Genomic DNA, 18,514 nt, shown 5'->3' with positions numbered 1-18,514 from the left:
AACAGCCGTCGCGGGGCCGGTCCAGGCTGGGCCGCGCTCCATCTCCTCCCCCCTGCTTTGGAGATGCGCGTGATGTCGAACGAACAACTCAAACCCACCCTGGGCACCCTGCACCTGTGGGGGATCGCCGTGGGCCTGGTGATTTCCGGCGAATACTTCGGCTGGAGCTATGGCTGGGGCGTGGCCGGCACACTGGGCTTTCTGGTCACCACGCTGGTGGTGGCGGCGATGTACACCTGCTTCATCTTCAGCTTCACCGAGCTGACCACCGCCATCCCCCACGCCGGTGGGCCGTTCGCCTACAGCTGGCGGGCCTTCGGCAATACCGCAGGGATGGTGGCCGGAATCGCCACGTTGATCGAGTTCGTCTTCGCCCCGCCGGCGATCTCGATGGCCATCGGTTCCTATCTCAACGTGCAGTTCCCGGACCTGGATCCGCGCCTGGCTGCGGTGGGCGCCTATGGGGTGTTCATGACCTTGAACATCCTGGGGGTGAGCATCGCGGCGACCTTCGAGCTGGTGGTGACCATCCTGGCGGTGATCGAACTGCTGGTGTTCATGGGCGTGGTCGCGCCGGGTTTCAGCTTCGCCAACTTCGCGGCCAACGGCTGGGCCGGTCAGGACCATTTCAGCGGCGCGGCGATCGCCGGCATCTTCGCGGCGATCCCGTTCGCCATCTGGTTCTTCCTGGCGATCGAGGGCGCGGCGATGGCCGCCGAGGAAGCCCGCGATCCACGACGCACCATCCCGCGCGCCTACATCGCCGGCATCCTGACCCTGGTGGCGCTGGCGTTCGGCACGATGGTGATGGCCGGCGGCGTGGGCGACTGGAAGGCGCTGAGCAACATCAACGACCCGCTACCGCAGGCGATGAAGGCGGTGGTCGGCGACAGTTCGGGCTGGTTACACATGCTGGTGTGGATCGGCCTGTTCGGCCTGGTCGCCAGTTTCCACGGCATCATCCTGGGCTACTCGCGGCAGTTCTTCGCCCTGGCCCGCGCCGGCTTCCTGCCGCATGGGCTCGCGAAACTGTCGCGTTTCCAGACCCCGCACCGGGCGATCCTGGCCGGCGGCGTGGTCGGCATCGCCGCCATCTACAGCGACGGCGTGGTGACCCTGCAGGGCATGAGCCTGACCGCGGCGATGATCACCATGTCGGTGTTCGGCGCCATCGTGATGTACATCATGAGCATGCTGAGCCTGTTCAAGCTGCGCCGCAGCGAGCCGGCGCTCGAACGCAGCTATCGGGCGCCCGGTTATCCGCTGGTGCCAGGCATCGCTCTGGCGCTGGCGGTGGTCTGCCTGGTGGCGATGGTGTGGTTCAACCTGCAGGTGGCCGGCGTGTTCGTGGTGCTGATGGCGCTGGGCATGTTGGTGTGCTGGCTGAGCCTGCGCCGCGGCGGACCGGAGCCCGATGCCATGGTCGAACGGGCATGAGCCGCGCCTGATGTCCGGCTTCCAGCAGATCGCGGGCGGTGAGCGCTGGCAGTTCGCCGATCTCAAGACCCTGCTGGCCAAGGCCACCCCGGCGCGTTCCGGGGATCGCCTGGCCGGGGTGGCCGCCGAGAGTGACCGCGAACGCGTGGCCGCGCAGATGGCGCTGGCCGAACTGCCGCTGAAACACTTCCTGGACGAGGTGGTCATCCCCTACGAGGACGACGAGGTCACCCGGCTGATCGTGGACAGCCACGATGCCGCGGCGTTCGCGCCGGTCGCGCACCTGACCGTGGGCGACTTCCGCAACTGGCTGCTGGGCGAGGACGCCACCGAGACCAGCCTGGCGGCCCTGGCCCCGGGGCTCATGCCGGAAATGGTCGCGGCGGTGTCCAAGCTGATGCGCGTGCAGGACCTGATCCTGGTGGCGCAGAAGATGCGCGTGACCACGCGCTTTCGCAACACGCTGGGGCTGCGCGGGCGGCTGTCCACGCGCCTGCAGCCCAACCACCCCACCGACGACGCAGCCGGCATCGCCGCCAGCGTGCTGGACGGCCTGCTCTACGGCAACGGCGATGCGGTGATCGGCATCAACCCGGCCAGCGACAGCACCGGCGACATCATCGAACTGCTGAAGATGCTCGACGGCGTGATCCGTGGCTACGAAATTCCCACCCAGGCCTGCGTGCTGGCGCATGTCACCACCACCATCGAGGCGATCAACCGCGGCGCCCCAGTGGACCTGGTGTTCCAGTCCATTGCCGGCACCGAGGCCGCCAACGCCAGCTTTGGCGTCAACCTGGCGCTGCTGCAGCAGGGTTACGAGGCCGGCCTGTCGCTGGGCCGCGGCAGCGTCGGCGACAACGTCATGTATTTCGAGACCGGGCAAGGCAGCGCGCTGTCGGCCGATGCGCACTTTGGGGTGGACCAGCAGACCTGCGAGGTGCGCGCCTACGCGGTCGCGCGTCGGTTCAAGCCGCTGCTCGTCAACACCGTCGTGGGCTTCATCGGGCCGGAATATCTTTACGACGGCAAGCAGATCATCCGCGCGGGGCTGGAAGACCACTTCTGCGGCAAGCTGCTGGGCGTGCCGATGGGGTGCGACATCTGCTACACCAACCATGCCGAAGCCGACCAGGACGACATGGACGTGCTGCTGACCCTGCTGGGCACGGCCGGGATCAACTTCATCATGGGGATCCCCGGCAGCGACGATGTGATGCTCAACTACCAGACCACCTCCTTCCACGACGCGCTCTACGCGCGCCAGGTGCTGGGCCTGCGGCCGGCGCCGGAGTTCGAGACCTGGCTGGAAAAGATGCAGATCCTGCGGCTGGACAATGGCCGCTTCGAGCTCGGGCGCGATGTCCCTGCCCCATTCCGCAAGGCGCTGGCGCAGCTATGAGCGAGCGCGACGCGCCAACGCCCCTAGCCATGCCCGACGCCTGGGCACAGCTGCGACGCCTCACCCCGGCGCGCATCGCCCTGGGCCGCGCCGGTACCAGCCTGCCCACCCAGGCCCAGCTGGAGTTCCAGTTCGCCCATGCGCAGGCGCGCGACGCGGTGCATCTGCCGCTGGACGTCGCTGACCTGCAGCACACCATCGGCGAACTGGGGTTGGAGGTCATCGCCCTGCACAGCGCGGCGACGGATCGGCATGCTTACCTGCAGCGACCGGATCTAGGTCGCAAGCTGGACCAGGACGGCGCCCAGGCGCTGCGTGCGCACGCGGCCTTGGACAAGCAGCCGCACGCGCTGTGCATCGTGGTGGCCGACGGCCTGTCCGCGCTGGCCGTGCACGAACACGCCGGCCCGATGCTGCTGCGCCTGCGTGACCTGGCCTTGGCGCAGCAGTGGTCGCTGGCACCGATCTGTCTGGTCGAACAGGGGCGCGTGGCCATCGGTGACGAGATCGGCGACCTGCTCGGCGCCCAGGCCTGTGTCGTGCTGATCGGCGAGCGCCCGGGCCTGAGTTCACCCGACAGCCTGGGCGCCTACCTGACCTTCGGCCCGCGCGTGGGCCTGACCGACGCGGCCCGCAACTGCATCTCCAACATCCGCGTGGCCGGTTTGTCTTACGACACCGCCATGCACAAGCTGGCCTACCTGCTCGGCGAAGCCATGCGCCGCCAGCTCTCCGGCGTGCAGCTCAAGGACGAAGCGCAGGCGCCGACCCTGTTGGACAATGACGGCCCCAGGCCCGGCAACTTCCTCCTGCTCGGGACGGAGGACTGATCGGACCCTATTTATTTTGCGCAGTGCGAATGAAGTTGTAGGCGCACCCGCAGGGCACGCCTATGCATGGACTCGTCGATTCCTGTAGAGCCGAGCTTGCTCGGCTGGGGTTCCACCGGCCATGCCGCAGCCGAGCAAGCTCGGCTCTACGCGAATCCGTCGCGTCACTGCCCACCACTGGCCGCGCGCCAGGCGGTCCACACCAGCTTGAAAGGCTTGGCCGGCGTGCTGCCCTGCCCGTCGGCGTGCAGGTTGGCCAGGCGCAGACGCAGCAGCGCGGCCATCAGCCGGCGCGGGCGCGGGCCATCGATGCGGGCGGGCCAGCATGCCAGCAGCGCGTCGCGCCAGGCGAAGGTGTCGGCATGCGGCGGCACTTCCATCCAGCGCGCGAACAGCAGCTGCGCGGCCATCGGCTCCAGGGCGGTGGTCTTGCGCGCGCCGGGGAACAGCGCGGCTTCGACCCGGGCGATGGCGCTGCCCAGCGGCATCACCAGCGGCAGCGCCGCGTCGGGGGATTCGGGCAGCGAGCGCATCAGCGACAGGCCCGGCAGCGCGTCGGCCAGCACCTCCCAGGGGGCCGTGACCGGCTCGAGCACGCGGCCCAGCGGATGCCTCGCGCGATGCCTGGACCAGTCGCGCAGCTCCTCGCCCCACCAGGCCAGCTTGGCGTCGGCGGGCAGCGGGTCGCCGGCGATGTTCATCGCGTCGAACAGCTCCTGCAACAGCGCGAACCAGGCCTCGGCCAGCCGGCGCTGCGGCTCGGGCACGAAGGTCTGCACCAGCTGCCACTCCGGCCAACGGCTGCGCCACTTCTCCAGGAAGCTATGCAGGGCTTCTGACATCAGTGCGCCCCGCCCTGCGGCCAGGCGGTCGGGTCGAGCAGTTCGGTGGCCTGTTCGAGCATCACATCGGCCTGCCAGTTGCGCGGATCGTCGTGCGCCAGCCGATACCCCCACAGCGCGGCGATCGACGCCATGCCGGCCGCACGCGCGGACTGGATATCGCGCTCGTCGTCGCCCACGTAGACACAGTCGGCGATGTCGGCCTCCAGTCGGCGCACGGCCTCCTGCAATGGCAGCGGATGCGGCTTGCGCTCGGGCAGGGTGTCGCCGCCGATCAACACCGCGCAACGATCCTGCCAGCCCAGCAGCAGCATCAGGTCGCGGGCCAGGCCTTCGGGCTTGTTGGTGACGATGCCCCATCGGCTGCCGGCGGCCTCCAGCGCGTCCAGCATCGGCGCGATCCCGTCGAAGGGGCGGCCGTGCCGGCCCAGCTCTTCGGCGTAGACCGACAGAAACTCGGGCACCTGAGCGTCACGCGCCTCGATCGACAGCTCGGGAAACACCGCCCCGCACATCGCCCTTGCGCCCTTGGACACGTGGGGCCGGATCGCGTCCAGCGTCATCGGCGCCCGCCCGCGTATCGCCAGCATGCGGTTGACGGTGGCCAGCATATCCGGCGCGCTGTCCAGCAGCGTGCCGTCCAGGTCGAACAGGGCGACCTTCGGAAAACGGGCGTGCGACATCGAAGACCGGCTCAGGGCTTGCTCGCGCAGGCCAGGTAGTTGACCTCGGTGCGCTGGCTCAGGCGGGCCACGCCACGCCAGGGCTCGTACACCAGTCCGCTGACATCGGTCATCTGCAGGCCGCTGCGGCGCACCCAGGCGGCCAGCTCGGAGGGCTTGATGAAGTCGGCATAGCGATGCGTGCCCTTGGGCAGCAGCTTGGCGATGTATTCGGCGCCCACCACGGCCAGGGCGAAGGCGGCCGGGGTGCGGTTGAGCGTGGACAGGAACAGCTGCCCGCCCGGCTTGAGCAACTGCGCGCAGGCCTCGATGATCGCGCCCGGGTCAGGGACGTGTTCGAGCATCTCCATGCAGGTCACCGCGTCGAAGCTTTCCGGCTCGGCCTCGGCCAGGGCCTCGACCGCGATCTCGCGGTAGTCCACTTCAACACCGGATTCGAGCTTGTGCAGACGCGCGGCCTTCAGCAGTTCCGGCGCCAGGTCGATGGCGACCACCTGTGCACCCGCCGCGGCCAGGGCCTCGCTGAGCAGGCCGCCACCGCAGCCCACGTCCAGCACGCGCTTGCCGGCCAGCGGCAGGCGGCTGGCCACGTACTGCAGGCGCACCGGGTTGAGCGCGTGCAGCGGCTTCTGCGGGCCGTCCGGGTCCCACCAGCGGGTGGCCAGCGCGCCGAACTTGTCCAGCTCGGCCTGGTGATAGTTGGCGTGGGCGTTGGAAGCGGGATTCATCGCAATTCCTCTTGGAACGTCGCAGCGCGTGGCTGCGGAAAACGGCGACCAGGATGCGGGGTCGCCGCGTCGCCAGGCGTGATCAACCCGGATGCAGGCCGGCGATGCGCTGGCGCCACTGGCGCGCATTGGCGACCACGCCGGCCATGTCGATCCCCACCGGCTGGCGCTCGATCAGGCGTGCGCGCCCATCGATCCACACATCGGTGACCTGGTGGCGGCCAGTGGCGTAGACCAGCTGGCTGACCACGTGGTGCAGGGGCTGGGTCTCCAGCGCGGACAGGTCCACGCAGGCGATGTCGGCGCGCTTGCCGACTTCCAGCGTGCCGACCTGCGCGTCCAGGCCGATCGCCTTCGCGCCCCCCAGCGTGGCGGCGCGCAGCGCGGCGAAGGCGTCCAGGCCGGCGGCGTCCTTGGCCACGGCCTTGGACAGGATCGCCGCGGTGCGGGTCTCGCTGAACATGTCCAGGTCGTTGTTGGAGGCGCAGCCATCGGTGCCGATGGCCAGGTTCACCCCGGCGCGGGCCAGTGCGCAGGCCGGGCAGAAGCCCGAGGCCAGCTTGAGGTTCGACTCCGGGCAGTGCACCACCGACACCCCGCGCTCGGCACACAGGTGGATCTCGCCCTCGGTCAGCTGCGTCATGTGCACGGCGATCAGGCGGTCGTTGAACAGCCCCAGGCGGTCCAGGCGCGCGATCGGACGCTGGCCGTAGTCGTCCAGCGACTGCTGCACCTCCTGGGCGGTCTCATGTAGGTGCAGGTGCACCGGCACGTCCAGCTGGTCGGACAGCATGCGGACCCGTTCGAAACTGGCATCGCTGACCGTGTACGGCGCGTGCGGGGCGAAGGCCATGCTGATCAGCGGATCGTCGCGCCACTGGTCGTGGACCTCACCGGCGCGCTCGAAGTATTCGTCGTCGCTGCTGGCCCAGGCGGTCGGAAAGTCGATCACCGGCAGGCCCACGCGGGCGCGGAACCCATGGTGCTTGTAGGTGGCCGCCTGCACGTCGGGAAAGAAATAGTTCTCGTTGACGCAGGTGGTGCCGCCGCGCAGCATCTCGGCGATCGCCAGGGTGATGCCATCGGCGATGAAGTCCGGCGCCATGACCGCCGCTTCCACCGGCCAGATGTGCTGCTGCAGCCAGACCTTGAGCGGCAGGTCGTCGGCGATGCCGCGCAGTAGGGTCATCGGGTTGTGGGTGTGGGCGTTGACCAGGCCTGGGATCAGCGCGGCCTCGGGACGCTGCACGACCTGCTTGGCTTCGAAGCGGGCGCGGGCCTGCGCCGTGGGCAGGATGGCGACGATGGCCCCGTCGCGAATGGCCACGGCGTGCTGTTCCAGCACCACCGCATGCGGCTCCACGGGGACCACGAAACCGGCCTCGATCAACAGGTCACAGGATTCGGGAACGCCGGTGGATTCGCTCATGCTGGCTCGCTTGGGAAGTGGTGCCTCCCGGCCGCGGAAGGCGAGGAAGCGGAAGGCAGTCAGTTCGTCGTCGAACCTTCAGATCGTCGTCCCCACGTCGGCGGGGATGGCGGAGGCATGCCCCCGCCGGTGATGGCAAAGGCGAACGCCGCGCTGCGGCGTCCGCGCCATCAGGTCACTTCACGCGCGAAACGTACTCGCCGGTGCGGGTGTCGACCTTGATGATCTCGTCGGTGCCCACGAACAACGGCACGCGCACCACCGCGCCGGTTTCCAGCGTGGCCGGCTTGCCGCCGGTGCCGGCAGTGTCGCCCTTCACGCCCGGGTCGGTCTCGGTGATCTTCAGCTCGACGAAGTTCGGCGGCGTCACCTGGATCGGGTTGCCGTTGAACAGGGTGACCACGCAGGACTCCTCGCCCTTGAGCCACTTCTTGGCATCGCCGATGCCGGCCTCGTCGGCCTGCACCTGCTCGAAGGTCTCCTGCTGCATGAAGTGCCAGTACTCACCGTCGGTGTACAGGTACTGCATGTCGGTATCGACCACGTCGGCCGCTTCGATCGCATCGGTGCTCTTGAGGGTCAGTTCCTGCACGCGGCCCGAGCGGATCAGGCGGAAGCGCATGCGGGTGAAGGCCTGGCCCTTGCCCGGCTTGACGTAGTCGGTTTCGGTGATGATGGCGGGTTCGTTGTTGACCAGGATCTTCATCCCGTTCTTGACGTCGTTCATGCCGTAACTGGCCATGCGCAAAACTCCTGGAGGTGTGGCTAACCCGCCGCGCAGGGCGACCGGCCGGATACAATGGGAATGCCCGCCGCGACCGGCGGGCGCTTGCTTTCTGAAACCGCCATGATACCCGCAGCACACGTCTCCAGACAGCCGGTCCCGGCCACGCCCGCTCCCTCGCCCGCCCCGTTGCAGCCGTCCGGCTGGCAGCAGGCGCTGCGCCAGGCCGTCCGCGACCCGGCCGAATTGCTGGCGTTGCTGGGCCTGGAGGGCCTGGTGCCGGCAATGTCCGGCGAGGCGGCGGCGCAATTCCCGCTGCTGGTGCCGCACGGCTTCATCGGCCGGATGCGCCACGGCGATCCGCACGATCCGCTGCTGCGCCAGGTCCTGCCGCTGGATGCAGAACTGCGCCAGGTACAGGGCTTTGGCCTGGATGCCGTGGGCGATGCCGCGGCGCGCTCGGCCACCGGCGTGATCCAGAAGTACCAGGGACGCGCGCTCATGGTGTCCACCGGCAGCTGCGCGATCCACTGCCGCTACTGCTTCCGCCGCCACTTCCCCTACGGCGAGCAGACCGCCGCCCGCGGCCACTGGGCCGAGGCCGTGGCGCGCGTGCGGCAGGACAGCAGCATCGAGGAGGTCATCCTTTCCGGTGGCGATCCGCTGTCGCTGTCGACCGCCAAGCTGGCCGAGCTCACCGACGCGCTGCAGCAGATCCCGCATCTCAAGCGCCTGCGCCTCCACAGCCGACTACCAGTGGTCCTGCCCGAGCGCGTGGACGCGCCGCTGCTGCGCTGGCTGGCCGCGCTGCCGTGGCCTGTGGCCTTTGTCCTGCACGCCAACCACGCCAACGAGTTCGACGCCGAGGTCGATATGGCGCTGGCCGCGTTGCGTGGCACCGGGGCCAGCCTGCTCAACCAGGCCGTGCTGCTGCGAGGGGTGAACGACAGCGTCCAGGCCCTGGCCGACCTGTCCGAACGCGGCTTCGCAGCTGGCGTGCTGCCCTATTACCTGCATCAGCTCGACCGGGTCCAGGGCGTGGCGCACTTCGAGATCGATGACGCGACCGCGCTGGCGCTGCATGCCCAGCTGTCGGCCAGGCTGTCCGGCTACCTGGTGCCCAAACTGGTCCGAGAGATCCCCGGCGACACCGGCAAACGCCCGTTGTGAGCGCCTCGGGCGGACGCTGCGACAGGTCGCGCCCGGGCCGTTCCGGAATGGACGCTGTGCCGGCCATGCTGTATTAAACGGCGTCCCCCGACAGAACCAGCGCAATGCAGATCGGCAAAGACACCCCCGTGCGGCTGATGATCGTGGACGACAGCGGCGAAGCGGCCGAGGCCGTCGTGAGCACCTTCCGCAACGATGGCATTGCGGTGCGGCCGCTGCGCCCCCTGGACCCGTCCGAGCTCGCCCAGCAGCTCAGCCACCAGCCAGTGGACCTGATTTTGGTGGCCAAGGGGTCCTCGGCAATCCCGGTACCCACCGTGCTGGCCCAGGTCGGCGCCGGCAGCAAGGACATCCCGGTCATCGTGATGATCGATGCGGTCGGCGATGCCAGCGTGATCGACGACCTGGTGGGCGGCGCCCGCGCCGTGGCGATGCGCAGCCGCCCGGACCACCTACTCAAGGTGGCCCGCAAGGAATGGAGCGACCTGGAGTCCCGGCGCAGCCTGCGCCGGCTCGAAGCGCAGCTGCGCGAGACCGAGCGCCGCTGCGATGCGCTGATTTCCTCCTCGCGTGATCCGATCGCCTATATCCACGAAGGCATGCACATCCGGGCCAACGAGGCCTACCTGGAGATGTTCGGCTTCCAGGAATTCGAGGACGTCGAGGGGCTGTCCCTGCTCGACCTGATCGCGCCCAAGGACGTGGAGGACTTCAAGCAGTTGCTCAAGCGCCTGGGCAAGGGCGAGCCGCCCCCGCCGCGCTACGAATGCGAAGCCCGCACGATGGAGGGCGAGGCGTTCCCGGCGGTGATGGAATTCGCCACGGCCACCTATGAGGGCGAGGCCTGCGTGCAGGTGGTGTTCCGCCGCCGCGAGCTGGACACCGAGCTGGCCCGCGAGGTCGAGGACCTGCGCCAGCGCGACGTGGTCACCGGCCTGCTGAATCGCCCGACCTTCCTGCATGCGCTGGAAGACGCCGTGGCCGCGGTCGGCGTCGGCGAGGACAGCCAGTACGGCCTGTTGCTGGCCGAGCCGGACCACTACGCGCGGCTGCTGCCGGACATCGGCCTGGACGCGGCCGACGCGCTGATCGCGGCCATGGCCGCCAAGTTCGCGGCCACGCTGGAGCCGGACATGCTCGCGGCCCGCTTCTCCGAGCATGGCTTCGCGGTGCTGTGCCGCGGCGACCATGCACGCACCGCCGCGCTGGCCGAGTCGCTGCGCGCGGCCTTCGCCTCCCATGTGCTGGAGGTCGGCCAGCGCTCGGTCACGGTGACCATCAGCCTGGGCGGCGTGCAGATCGGCGAGAAGATCGCCAGCGTCAGCCAGGTCCTGGCCCGCGCCAGCGAGAACCTCGCATCGGTCGCCAGCTTGGGTGGCAACGGCGTGCAGATCTTCGACCCCTCCGCGGTGGATCGCGCCGAAGAGGAACGCATCCAGCGCATCCTGGACCTGGTGCACGCCGCGCTGGCCGGCGAGGGCTTTTCCCTGCACTTCCAGCCGATCATTCCGCTGCTGGGCGAGCCGGGCGACTTCTACGAGGCCTTCCTGCGCCTGGAATCGGGCGGCGGCGACAAGGTCAACCCGGTGACCTTCCTGGCGATCGCCGAGGACGCCGGACTGCTGGCCCAGATCGACCAGTGGGTGATCACGCGCGCCATCACCATCCTGGGCGAACGCGAGCGCGCCGGGCGCCCCACCCGACTGCTGGTGAAGGTCAGCCAGGCCTCCTTCGCCGACACCCGCCTGACCGAGGTGATCGCCCGCGAGTTGGCGGCCCATGGGGTGCCGGGCGAGCGCCTTTGGCTGGAGACCACCGAGGCCAAGGTGTTTACCCATCTGCGCAGCGCCCAGCAGTTCCTGACCACCGCCGCGGGTCTCGGTTGCCGCGTCGGCCTCGAGCAGTTCGGCACCGGCCTGGACTCGTTCCAGCTGCTGGCGCATTTCACCCCGAGCTTTCTCAAGCTGGACCGCAGCTTCAGCCAGGATCACGCCCGCGCGGTGGAAAGCCAGGACAAGATCCGCGAGATCACCGCGCGCGCGGCCAACGACGGCATGCTCACCATCGCCGAGCATGTGCAGGATCCGGCGACCATGTCCTTGCTGTTCGGCGCCGGCCTGCACTACGTGGAGGGGCATTTCGTGGGACACGCCACCCCCGAGATGAGCTTCGACTTTTAGTGCCTGGGCGGCGTCGACGCCGCATCGCGGCCGCGTACGAAAAAGCCCGCCTGATCGGCGGGCTTTTCATTTTTCGGATCAAGAAGACGGGGTTCAGGCCACGGTCGCCGCGCGCGCCTGCGTCGCCCGCAGCGCGGCGATGCGCTGCTCCAGCGGCGGATGACTCAAGAAGAGCTTCTTCAGCCCCTCGCCAACGCCGCCGGCGATGCCGAAGGCCTCGACCTGCGAGGGCAACGTGCTGGCGGCGTGGTTGGCCTGCAGACGCTCCAGCGCGGCGATCATCTTCTGCCGGCCAGCCAGCGTCGCGCCACCGTGGTCGGCGCGGAACTCGCGACGACGCGAGAACCACATCGCGATCATCGTGGCGAACAGCCCCAGCACCATCTCCAGCGCGAACACGATGACGTAGTAGGCGATGCCGCGGCTGTTGCCTTCGCGGTTGCCGGACAGGTAGCTGTCGATCACGCCGCCGATCACGCGAGCCAGCACGATCACGAAGGTATTCAGCACGCCCTGCAGCAGGGCCATGGTGATCATGTCGCCGTTGGCGACGTGGCTGACTTCGTGGCCCAGGACGGCCTCGGCCTCGTCGCGGTTCATTTGTCGCAACAGGCCGGTGGAGACGGCCACCAGCGCGTTGTTGCGGCTGGCGCCGGTGGCGAAGGCGTTGATCTCCGGGGCGTCGTAGACGGCCACTTCCGGCATGCCGATGCCCGCGGCCTCGGCCTGGCGGCGCACGGTCTGGACCAGCCACTGCTCGGCTTCGTTGCGTGGCGTTTCGATGACCATCGCGCCGGTCGCGCGCTTGGCCATCCACTTGGACATGAGCAGGGAAATGATCGAGCCGCCAAAGCCGAACAGCGCGGCCACGACCAGCAGCCCGGCCATGCTCGCCGGATTAACGTTCAAGAGCGACATCACGACGCTGGCCAGCGCGAGCACGGCCAGGTTGGTCAGCATGAAGAGCGCGATACGGGTGAACACGGTGGACTCCGGGAATGCAAGTTGGCTGGCATGAATCTTGTGGACGCCCCCCTTTCACTTCAAGCTGGAAGCTGACCGCGCATTCAGCGATTTCCCGCCCGTTTTCCGCCATGTCCCCTGCTCCGTACCGCGGCCGTTTCGCGCCCTCGCCCACCGGCCCCCTGCACGCCGGCTCGTTGCTGGCCGCGCTCGGCAGCTGGCTGCTGGCCCGCCATGCACACGGCGAATGGCTCTTGCGGATCGAGGACCTGGACCCGCCGCGGGAGATGCCCGGGGCCGCCCGGGCACAGCTGGAATTGCTGGAAATCATGGGGTTTTCAAGCGACCTGCCGGTGCTCTGGCAACACACCCGAAGTGCCGCCTATGCAGCCGCCTTGGACACGCTGCTGGCGCGTGGACTGGCCTTCGAATGCCACTGCAGTCGCGCCGATCTGGCGGCCACCGGCGGCATCCATCGCCACTGCGTGGCACGCCGGCGCAGGCCTGATCCGGCCGTGCGGCTGCGCGTGCCCGGTGACTGCATTGTCACCTTCGACGATGGCTTGCAAGGGCCCCAAAGACAGCATGTCGGGCATGAGGTTGGGGATTTCGTGCTGCGCCGCGCGGACGGCCTGTGGGCCTACCAGCTGGCGGTGGTCGTGGACGATGCCGCGCAGGGCATCACCGACGTGGTGCGCGGGGCCGATCTGCTCGATTCCACGCCGCGCCAGATCCTGCTCCAGCGCGCGCTCGACCTGCCCACGCCACGCTATCTGCACCTGCCGCTCCTGCTCGATGCGCACGGCCAGAAGCTATCCAAGTCCGATGGCGCCGACGCCCTGATGCCGGCCACGGCGCTGCCGGCCCTGCGCGCGGCTTGGCGGCAGTTGGGGCAAGCACCCTACCCCCTGGACCACGCCGAGCGGCCATTGCAGGCACTGCAAGCGGCGGCGGAGCACTTTGACCCGACGTTATTGCCGCGCAGCACCGGCCTTTACGCTGCAGCGCACAATAGCCATGCTGCAGGCGCACCCTAGAATCGTCAGGCCCACGCCTTTCTACAGCGATTGCTCTCCATGACGTCTCGCGTTGCACTGGTCACCGGCGGCACCGGTGGCATCGGCACGGCCATCTGCCGAAAGCTCTCCTCCCTGGGCCACCGCGTGGCCACCAACTACCGCGATCGCGACCGGGCCATGGCCTGGCAGGAGAAGATGCGCGCCGAAGGCCTAGACATCCTGCTGGTCCCTGGCGATGTCCGCTATGGGGACCAGGCCCAGGCCATGGTCGATGAGGTCACCGGCCGGCTCGGCCCGGTGGACATCCTGATCAACAACGCCGGCATCACCCGCGACACCACCTTCCACAAGATGGAAGCGGACCAGTGGAGTGAGGTGATCGACACCAACCTCACCTCCGTGTTCAACATGACCCGGCCGGTGATCGGCGGCATGCGCGAGCGTCGCTGGGGCCGCATCGTCCAGATCAGCTCGATCAACGGACAAAAGGGCCAATACGGGCAGGCCAACTACGCGGCAGCCAAGGCCGGCATGCACGGCTTCACCATCTCGCTGGCACAGGAAAACGCGAAGTTCGGCATCACCGTCAACACCGTCTCGCCCGGCTACATCGGCACCGACATGGTGATGGCCGTCCCCGAGGACATCCGCAACAAGATCGTCGCCCAGATCCCCACTGGCCGCCTGGGCACACCCGACGACATCGCCTATGCGGTGGCCTTCTTCGTGCCCGACGAGGCGGCCTGGATCACCGGCGCCAACCTCTCGGCCAATGGCGGCCAGTACATGGGCTGGTGAGCCCGACTCAGCCCCATCCGAAACCTGTCACGACGCACATCGGAACCGGACCATCCGGACCACAGACGCGCCAAAAGTATGGTTGCGCCGCAAAAAACCCAGGCGCATGCTCCGCGCACATTGAGTGAGGTGACCGCTACATGGCTGCGACCCGAATCATCAAGAAATATCCCAACCGTCGTCTCTACGACACTGAAATTTCCAGCTACATCACCATCGAGGACGTCCGCCAGCTCATCGTCGACGGCGAGGAATTCGAAGTCCGCGACGCCAAGAGCGGCGAGGACCTGACCCGCCTGGTCCTGCTGCAGATCATCAGCGAGCAGGAGCAGGACGGCGAGCCGGTGCTCTCCACCCAGTTGCTCAGCCAGATCATCCGTTTCTACGGTGACTCGCTGCAGGGCTTCATGGGCAACTACCTGGAGCGCAGCATGCAGATGTTCATGGACCAGCAGGCGCAGTTCCGCCAGCAGATGGGCAACCTGCTGGGGCAGACGCCGTGGGCGATGATGAACCAGCTCACCGAGCGCAACCTGGAGATCTGGCAGGAGTTCCAGCGCAACATGACCGCCGGCATGGGGCGTCCCACCGCGCGTCCGTCAGCCACCAAGGAACCGCCGCCGCGCGAGTCCAGCAAGTCGCGACGCTGACGCTCCCGTCCCGCACGCGTTCCATGACCCGCTCAACGGCGGGTTTTTTGTTTCCCCGCACAGAAGGACTCCCATGACCCAACGCATCGCCCTGGTCACCGGCGGCATCGGTGGCCTCGGCACGGCCATCTGCCGTGCGCTGACCGATGCCGGCCATCGCGTGATCGCCACCGACCTGCCGGCCGCGCCCGAGCGCGTGGCCGCCTTTTCCGACGCCACCGGGGGCGCGGTCCGCTTCGAACCGGCCGACGTGTCTGACCAGGCGCAATGCGCCGACCTGATTGCACGCGTCCAGGCCGCCGAAGGCGCCATCGACATCCTGGTCAACAACGCCGGCATCACCCGCGACGCGACCCTGCGCAAGATGGACCTGGCGCAGTGGAATGCGGTGCTGCAGGTCAACCTGACCAGTGCCTTCCAGCTGTGCCATCACGCCATCGACGGCATGATCCAGCGCGGGCATGGCCGCATCGTCAACATCAGCTCGGTCAGCGGGCAGACCGGCAACTTCGGCCAGGCCAACTACGCCGCGGCCAAGGCCGGACTGCACGGGCTGACGATGTCGCTGGCGCGCGAGGTCGCGGCCAAGGGCATCACCGTCAACAGCGTGTCGCCGGGCTATGTGCGCACGCCGATGACCGCCGCGATGCCGGCGCACGTGCTGGAGAAGACCCAGGCCGCCGTCCCGGTCGGGCGCCTGGGCGAGCCGTCCGACATCGCGCGCGCGGTGGCGTTCTTCTGCGAGGACGCGGCCGGCTACATCACCGGCGCCAACCTACCGGTCAACGGCGGCTTGTTCATGGGGTTCTGAAACCCCTGGCGATCTACAGCGCCTGATCGGCCGGCAAGGCTCCTGCACCGCAGTAACGATCATGGAACTGCTGAGCCTGCGGCATCAGCTGCTGGAGGTGGCCGATGCGGTTGGCCGGATCGGGGTGGGTCGAGGCGAATTCCGGCGGGCGCTGGCCGCCGTCCAGCTGTGACATCCGCTCCCACAGCGGGATCGCCTGGCGCGGGTCGTAGCAGGCCGCCGCCGCCAGCATCAGGCCGACCTCGTCGGCCTGCGTCTCGTGCCCGCGCCCGTAGGGCAGCACCACGCCGTACTGCACGCCGGCGCCCAGTGCGGCCATGGTTTGCTGGTCCATCCCAGACATGCCCGCGGCGATCTGGCCCATCTGCACCAGCTTCTGCTGGGCCATGCGCTGGGAACCGTGGCGCAGCAGCGCATGGGCGATCTCGTGCCCCATCACCACCGCCAGCGCATCGCGGGTCTGGGCGATCGGAATCAGCCCGGTATACACCGCGATCTTGCCGCCCGGCAGGCAGAAGGCATTGGCCTGGTCCGAATTCAGCACGCTGACCTGCCACTGGTAGGAGGACAGGTCCGGAGGCTGCTGACCATGCGCCTTGGCCAGATCGGCCGCGACCTGGGGGGCCACCGCCACCAGGCGCTGGGCGATGGTCGCCACCTCCTGGCTGGTCGGATCACTGGCCGGCAACAGCGCGCCCTGCTGGCGGGCTTCGCCCAGCACCTGTTGGTAGGCCTGCACGCCCAGCTCGGATTCCTCGGCCGGGGTGGCACCATAGTGGGCATCCTCGCCGGTGTACGGATCGGTCTGGCGGCTGCCGAACCAGCTGAAGGCGGCATAGCCGGCAAAGGCCAGCAGGATCCACCAGCGGATGCCCCCACCGCGGCGACGCCGCATGCCGCTGTTGCCGTAGGCCGGGTTCTGCATGCGATTCCCCTAGATTCCGCGCACCACGCGAAAGCCGACGCGGGCGCTGGTCATGTCCGAGTCCTGCGAGCCGCGCCAGGCCGCGCGTGACTGCTGCGGCGAGCTGGCCCAGGCTCCTCCCCGGACCACACGGGCCCGGCAGCCGGGATTGAACCACGCCACGCCATCGTCCGGGGCACGGCGGAAGCTGGCATGCCAGCAGTCGGCGACCCATTCGCTCACGTTGCCGCCCACGTCGTACAGGCCCCACGCGTTGGGTTTGAAGGTCGCCACCGGCGACGGTCCCCAGTACCCATCGCCATAGCCGAAGAACGCGTTGGCCCAGTGGCGCCCGCTGGGCGAGGCATCGTTGCCCCCGGTCAGGTTGGCTACCCCCTCCGGAGGCGGCGACTGATTGCCCCACGGATAGCGCCCCTGGCTGCCGGCACGCAGGATGTACTCGAACTCCGCCTCGCTGGGCAGGCGATAGCCGCGCCCGGTCTGCTCGGCCAGCCAGTCGGCGTAGGCCTCGGCATCGCGCACGCTGACATGGATCACCGGCATGTCGTCGGCGGCCTTGCTGCCGTCGTAGCCGGACTGCCAGTCCACCCCGCTGCGGCGCACGAAGTTGCCGCTGCGCTCGTCGTAGACGATGGAATGCCCGCGCCGGGTGGCACGGGCGCGGTAGTCGGTGGCCTGGACGAAGCGCCGGAACTCGGCCACCGTCACCGGCGTGCGCGAGACCGCGAAGCCACGATCGAAGCGGACGTAATGCGCCGGCTTCTCCGCGTCGCTGGCGCCAGGCTCGTCGTCCTCGGCGCCCATGCGGAAGCCACCGTGCGGCACCACCACCATGGTCGGCGCGCGGCCACCGGAGGACATCGCATCGGTGAAGGCCTGTCCGGGACGGAACAGACCGTAATGGGTGGCCAGGTCGATGCGCTGGCGCAGCTCGGCGGCGACCGGGTCGCCCGGCAGGGCGATACGCAGCGCGGCCGCCAGTTTCTCCCGCGCGCTCTTCAGCCCCATGGGGGTGCCCAGTTCGGCCAGCCCCGCATCACGCAGGGCCGCGATCTGTCGTGCGCGCTCCTGCTCGATCCGGGCCTGCGCATCGGCCACGGTCGGGGCGTCCTTGCGGATGCTGGCCGCCAGCCCCAGCCAGCGCGCTGCCGCATCGAAATCCGACGCCCGCGCGGCTGCCTCGGCGCGTCCGATGAAGGCGCTCTCGGTGGCCGCCATGCCCTGGGTGGCCCGCGCCTGTCCCGGCGCGAGCTGCAGCACGTTGCGGAACGTGGTCAGTGCGCCGTCTCCTCCTGCCTCGCCCAGGATCCCCTGGCGCAACTGGCTCTCTCCGGTGGCGTTGAGCCGGGCGAGCTGCTCGGCCAGGTCGACCTGGGACAGGAACGGATCGGTGCGCGGGTCGTCCGGCAGGACCGTGCGCACCACCGCGGCGATCCTGACCGCCCGGGCCAGTGCCTCGGAATCGTTCTCCGCCGCGGCCACCGCCTTGGCACCCTGGGCCAGCAGCGCGGTGGCCGCACGCGCCAGTCCGCGACTGGCGACCTTGTCCTCCGGATTGCGCCGCAACAGGGCCAGATACAGCGGGATCGCATCGCGCGGCTGTTCGAAAAGATCTCCCGCACGCAGCGCCGCGGCGGCGTCGCGTCGGGCCTGGCGGACCGCGTCGTCGGCGATCTCCACCTGCGGCGCATCCCAGTTCAGGCCGGCATCGGTGGTGTCGTCGTCGCGCACGGTGACGCTGGGCGTGCGCGAGGTCGTCACCAGCGCGGCAGGCGAGGCCTGCGGCGAAGAGACCGGCGCCACGGCCTGCGGGCGTTCGCCACAGGCCGCCAGCAGCAGCAGGATCAGCCCCGGGGCGATGTACCGCAATGTGCCTCCCATCATGTTTCCGGGTCCCGGCGGACAAAGGACGTTAGGCTATTG

General features: G+C 68.9%; 17 protein-coding genes. 9 read left to right on the top strand and 8 right to left on the bottom strand.

The genetic code is table 11. From position 1 onward, the window contains the following. Window positions 1–63: 63 nt before the first annotated feature. Genes eat through eutC form a run of 3 tightly spaced genes read left to right on the top strand, consistent with a single transcriptional unit; the run spans window position 64 to window position 3,669 of the window. Window positions 64–1,437, top strand: a complete 1,374-nt coding sequence (gene eat, locus PJ250_RS16015; protein WP_271645570.1) for an ethanolamine permease — start codon at window positions 64–66, stop codon at window positions 1,435–1,437. A gap of 10 nt (window positions 1,438–1,447) precedes the next feature. Further along, a complete protein-coding gene (locus tag PJ250_RS16010; protein ID WP_271648675.1) occupies window positions 1,448–2,839 on the top strand; it encodes an ethanolamine ammonia-lyase subunit EutB in 1,392 nt (463 codons plus the stop codon). A 29-nt stretch (window positions 2,840–2,868) separates the two neighbouring features. Next, complete coding sequence (gene eutC, locus PJ250_RS16005; protein WP_271645569.1) at window positions 2,869–3,669, top strand: ethanolamine ammonia-lyase subunit EutC; 801 nt, start codon at window positions 2,869–2,871, stop codon at window positions 3,667–3,669. A gap of 164 nt (window positions 3,670–3,833) precedes the next feature. On the opposite strand, the gene PJ250_RS16000 is transcribed toward eutC, so the two are convergent. From PJ250_RS16000 to efp, 5 genes are all read right to left on the bottom strand, one after another. Next, the gene (locus PJ250_RS16000; RefSeq protein ID WP_271645568.1) at window positions 3,834–4,511 is read right to left on the bottom strand and encodes a phytoene/squalene synthase family protein; all 678 of its coding nucleotides are present in this window, start codon (window positions 4,509–4,511) and stop codon (window positions 3,834–3,836) included. Continuing rightward, entirely contained in the window at window positions 4,511–5,194 is a 684-nt protein-coding gene (gph, locus tag PJ250_RS15995) for a phosphoglycolate phosphatase (protein ID WP_271645567.1), read from the bottom strand. The genes PJ250_RS16000 and gph overlap by 1 nt, the downstream gene beginning before the upstream one ends. Before the next feature lie 11 nt (window positions 5,195–5,205). Continuing rightward, on the bottom strand, window positions 5,206–5,922 hold the full coding sequence (gene ubiG, locus PJ250_RS15990; protein ID WP_271645566.1) for a bifunctional 2-polyprenyl-6-hydroxyphenol methylase/3-demethylubiquinol 3-O-methyltransferase UbiG: 717 nt from the start codon (window positions 5,920–5,922) through the stop codon (window positions 5,206–5,208). Between the two features lie 82 nt (window positions 5,923–6,004). Then, window positions 6,005–7,351, bottom strand: coding sequence for a TRZ/ATZ family hydrolase (locus PJ250_RS15985; RefSeq protein WP_271645565.1), 1,347 nt, complete (start codon window positions 7,349–7,351; stop codon window positions 6,005–6,007). Between the two features lie 175 nt (window positions 7,352–7,526). Further along, window positions 7,527–8,093, bottom strand: a complete 567-nt coding sequence (gene efp / locus PJ250_RS15980; protein ID WP_271645564.1) for an elongation factor P — start codon at window positions 8,091–8,093, stop codon at window positions 7,527–7,529. Between the two features lie 105 nt (window positions 8,094–8,198). Here efp and epmB point away from each other — a divergent pair, with 105 nt between their 5' ends. Next, on the top strand, window positions 8,199–9,245 hold the full coding sequence (gene epmB, locus PJ250_RS15975) for an EF-P beta-lysylation protein EpmB (protein ID WP_271645563.1): 1,047 nt from the start codon (window positions 8,199–8,201) through the stop codon (window positions 9,243–9,245). Between the two features lie 104 nt (window positions 9,246–9,349). After that, complete coding sequence (locus PJ250_RS15970) at window positions 9,350–11,425, top strand: EAL domain-containing response regulator (protein WP_271645562.1); 2,076 nt, start codon at window positions 9,350–9,352, stop codon at window positions 11,423–11,425. A gap of 93 nt (window positions 11,426–11,518) precedes the next feature. On the opposite strand, the gene htpX is transcribed toward PJ250_RS15970, so the two are convergent. After that, the gene (gene htpX / locus PJ250_RS15965; protein WP_271645561.1) at window positions 11,519–12,409 is read right to left on the bottom strand and encodes a protease HtpX; all 891 of its coding nucleotides are present in this window, start codon (window positions 12,407–12,409) and stop codon (window positions 11,519–11,521) included. Between the two features lie 110 nt (window positions 12,410–12,519). Here htpX and gluQRS point away from each other — a divergent pair, with 110 nt between their 5' ends. From gluQRS to phbB (PJ250_RS15945), 4 genes are all read left to right on the top strand, one after another. Then, entirely contained in the window at window positions 12,520–13,425 is a 906-nt protein-coding gene (gene gluQRS / locus PJ250_RS15960; protein WP_271645560.1) for a tRNA glutamyl-Q(34) synthetase GluQRS, read from the top strand. Window positions 13,426–13,464: 39 nt separating this feature from the next. After that, the gene (phbB, locus tag PJ250_RS15955) at window positions 13,465–14,205 is read left to right on the top strand and encodes an acetoacetyl-CoA reductase (RefSeq protein ID WP_271645559.1); all 741 of its coding nucleotides are present in this window, start codon (window positions 13,465–13,467) and stop codon (window positions 14,203–14,205) included. Between the two features lie 140 nt (window positions 14,206–14,345). Continuing rightward, window positions 14,346–14,855, top strand: coding sequence for a polyhydroxyalkanoate synthesis repressor PhaR (gene phaR, locus PJ250_RS15950; protein WP_271645558.1), 510 nt, complete (start codon window positions 14,346–14,348; stop codon window positions 14,853–14,855). 73 nt (window positions 14,856–14,928) lie between these two features. Then, on the top strand, window positions 14,929–15,666 hold the full coding sequence (gene phbB, locus PJ250_RS15945; RefSeq protein ID WP_271645557.1) for an acetoacetyl-CoA reductase: 738 nt from the start codon (window positions 14,929–14,931) through the stop codon (window positions 15,664–15,666). Window positions 15,667–15,679: 13 nt separating this feature from the next. On the opposite strand, the gene PJ250_RS15940 is transcribed toward phbB (PJ250_RS15945), so the two are convergent. Together PJ250_RS15940 and PJ250_RS15935 are read right to left on the bottom strand one after the other, a co-directional pair. After that, window positions 15,680–16,591: a M48 family metallopeptidase gene (locus PJ250_RS15940; RefSeq protein ID WP_271645556.1), complete on the bottom strand. Its 912-nt coding sequence runs from the start codon at window positions 16,589–16,591 to the stop codon at window positions 15,680–15,682. A gap of 9 nt (window positions 16,592–16,600) precedes the next feature. Continuing rightward, window positions 16,601–18,472, bottom strand: coding sequence for a formylglycine-generating enzyme family protein (locus PJ250_RS15935; RefSeq protein WP_271645555.1), 1,872 nt, complete (start codon window positions 18,470–18,472; stop codon window positions 16,601–16,603). Window positions 18,473–18,514 lie beyond the last annotated feature (42 nt).

The sequence above is a fragment of the Pseudoxanthomonas sp. JBR18 genome (assembly GCF_028198165.1).
Lineage (GTDB): Bacteria > Pseudomonadota > Gammaproteobacteria > Xanthomonadales > Xanthomonadaceae > Pseudoxanthomonas_A.
The sequence above is the reverse complement of the archived record's forward strand: the minus strand, read 5'-3'. Positions and strand labels throughout refer to the sequence as shown.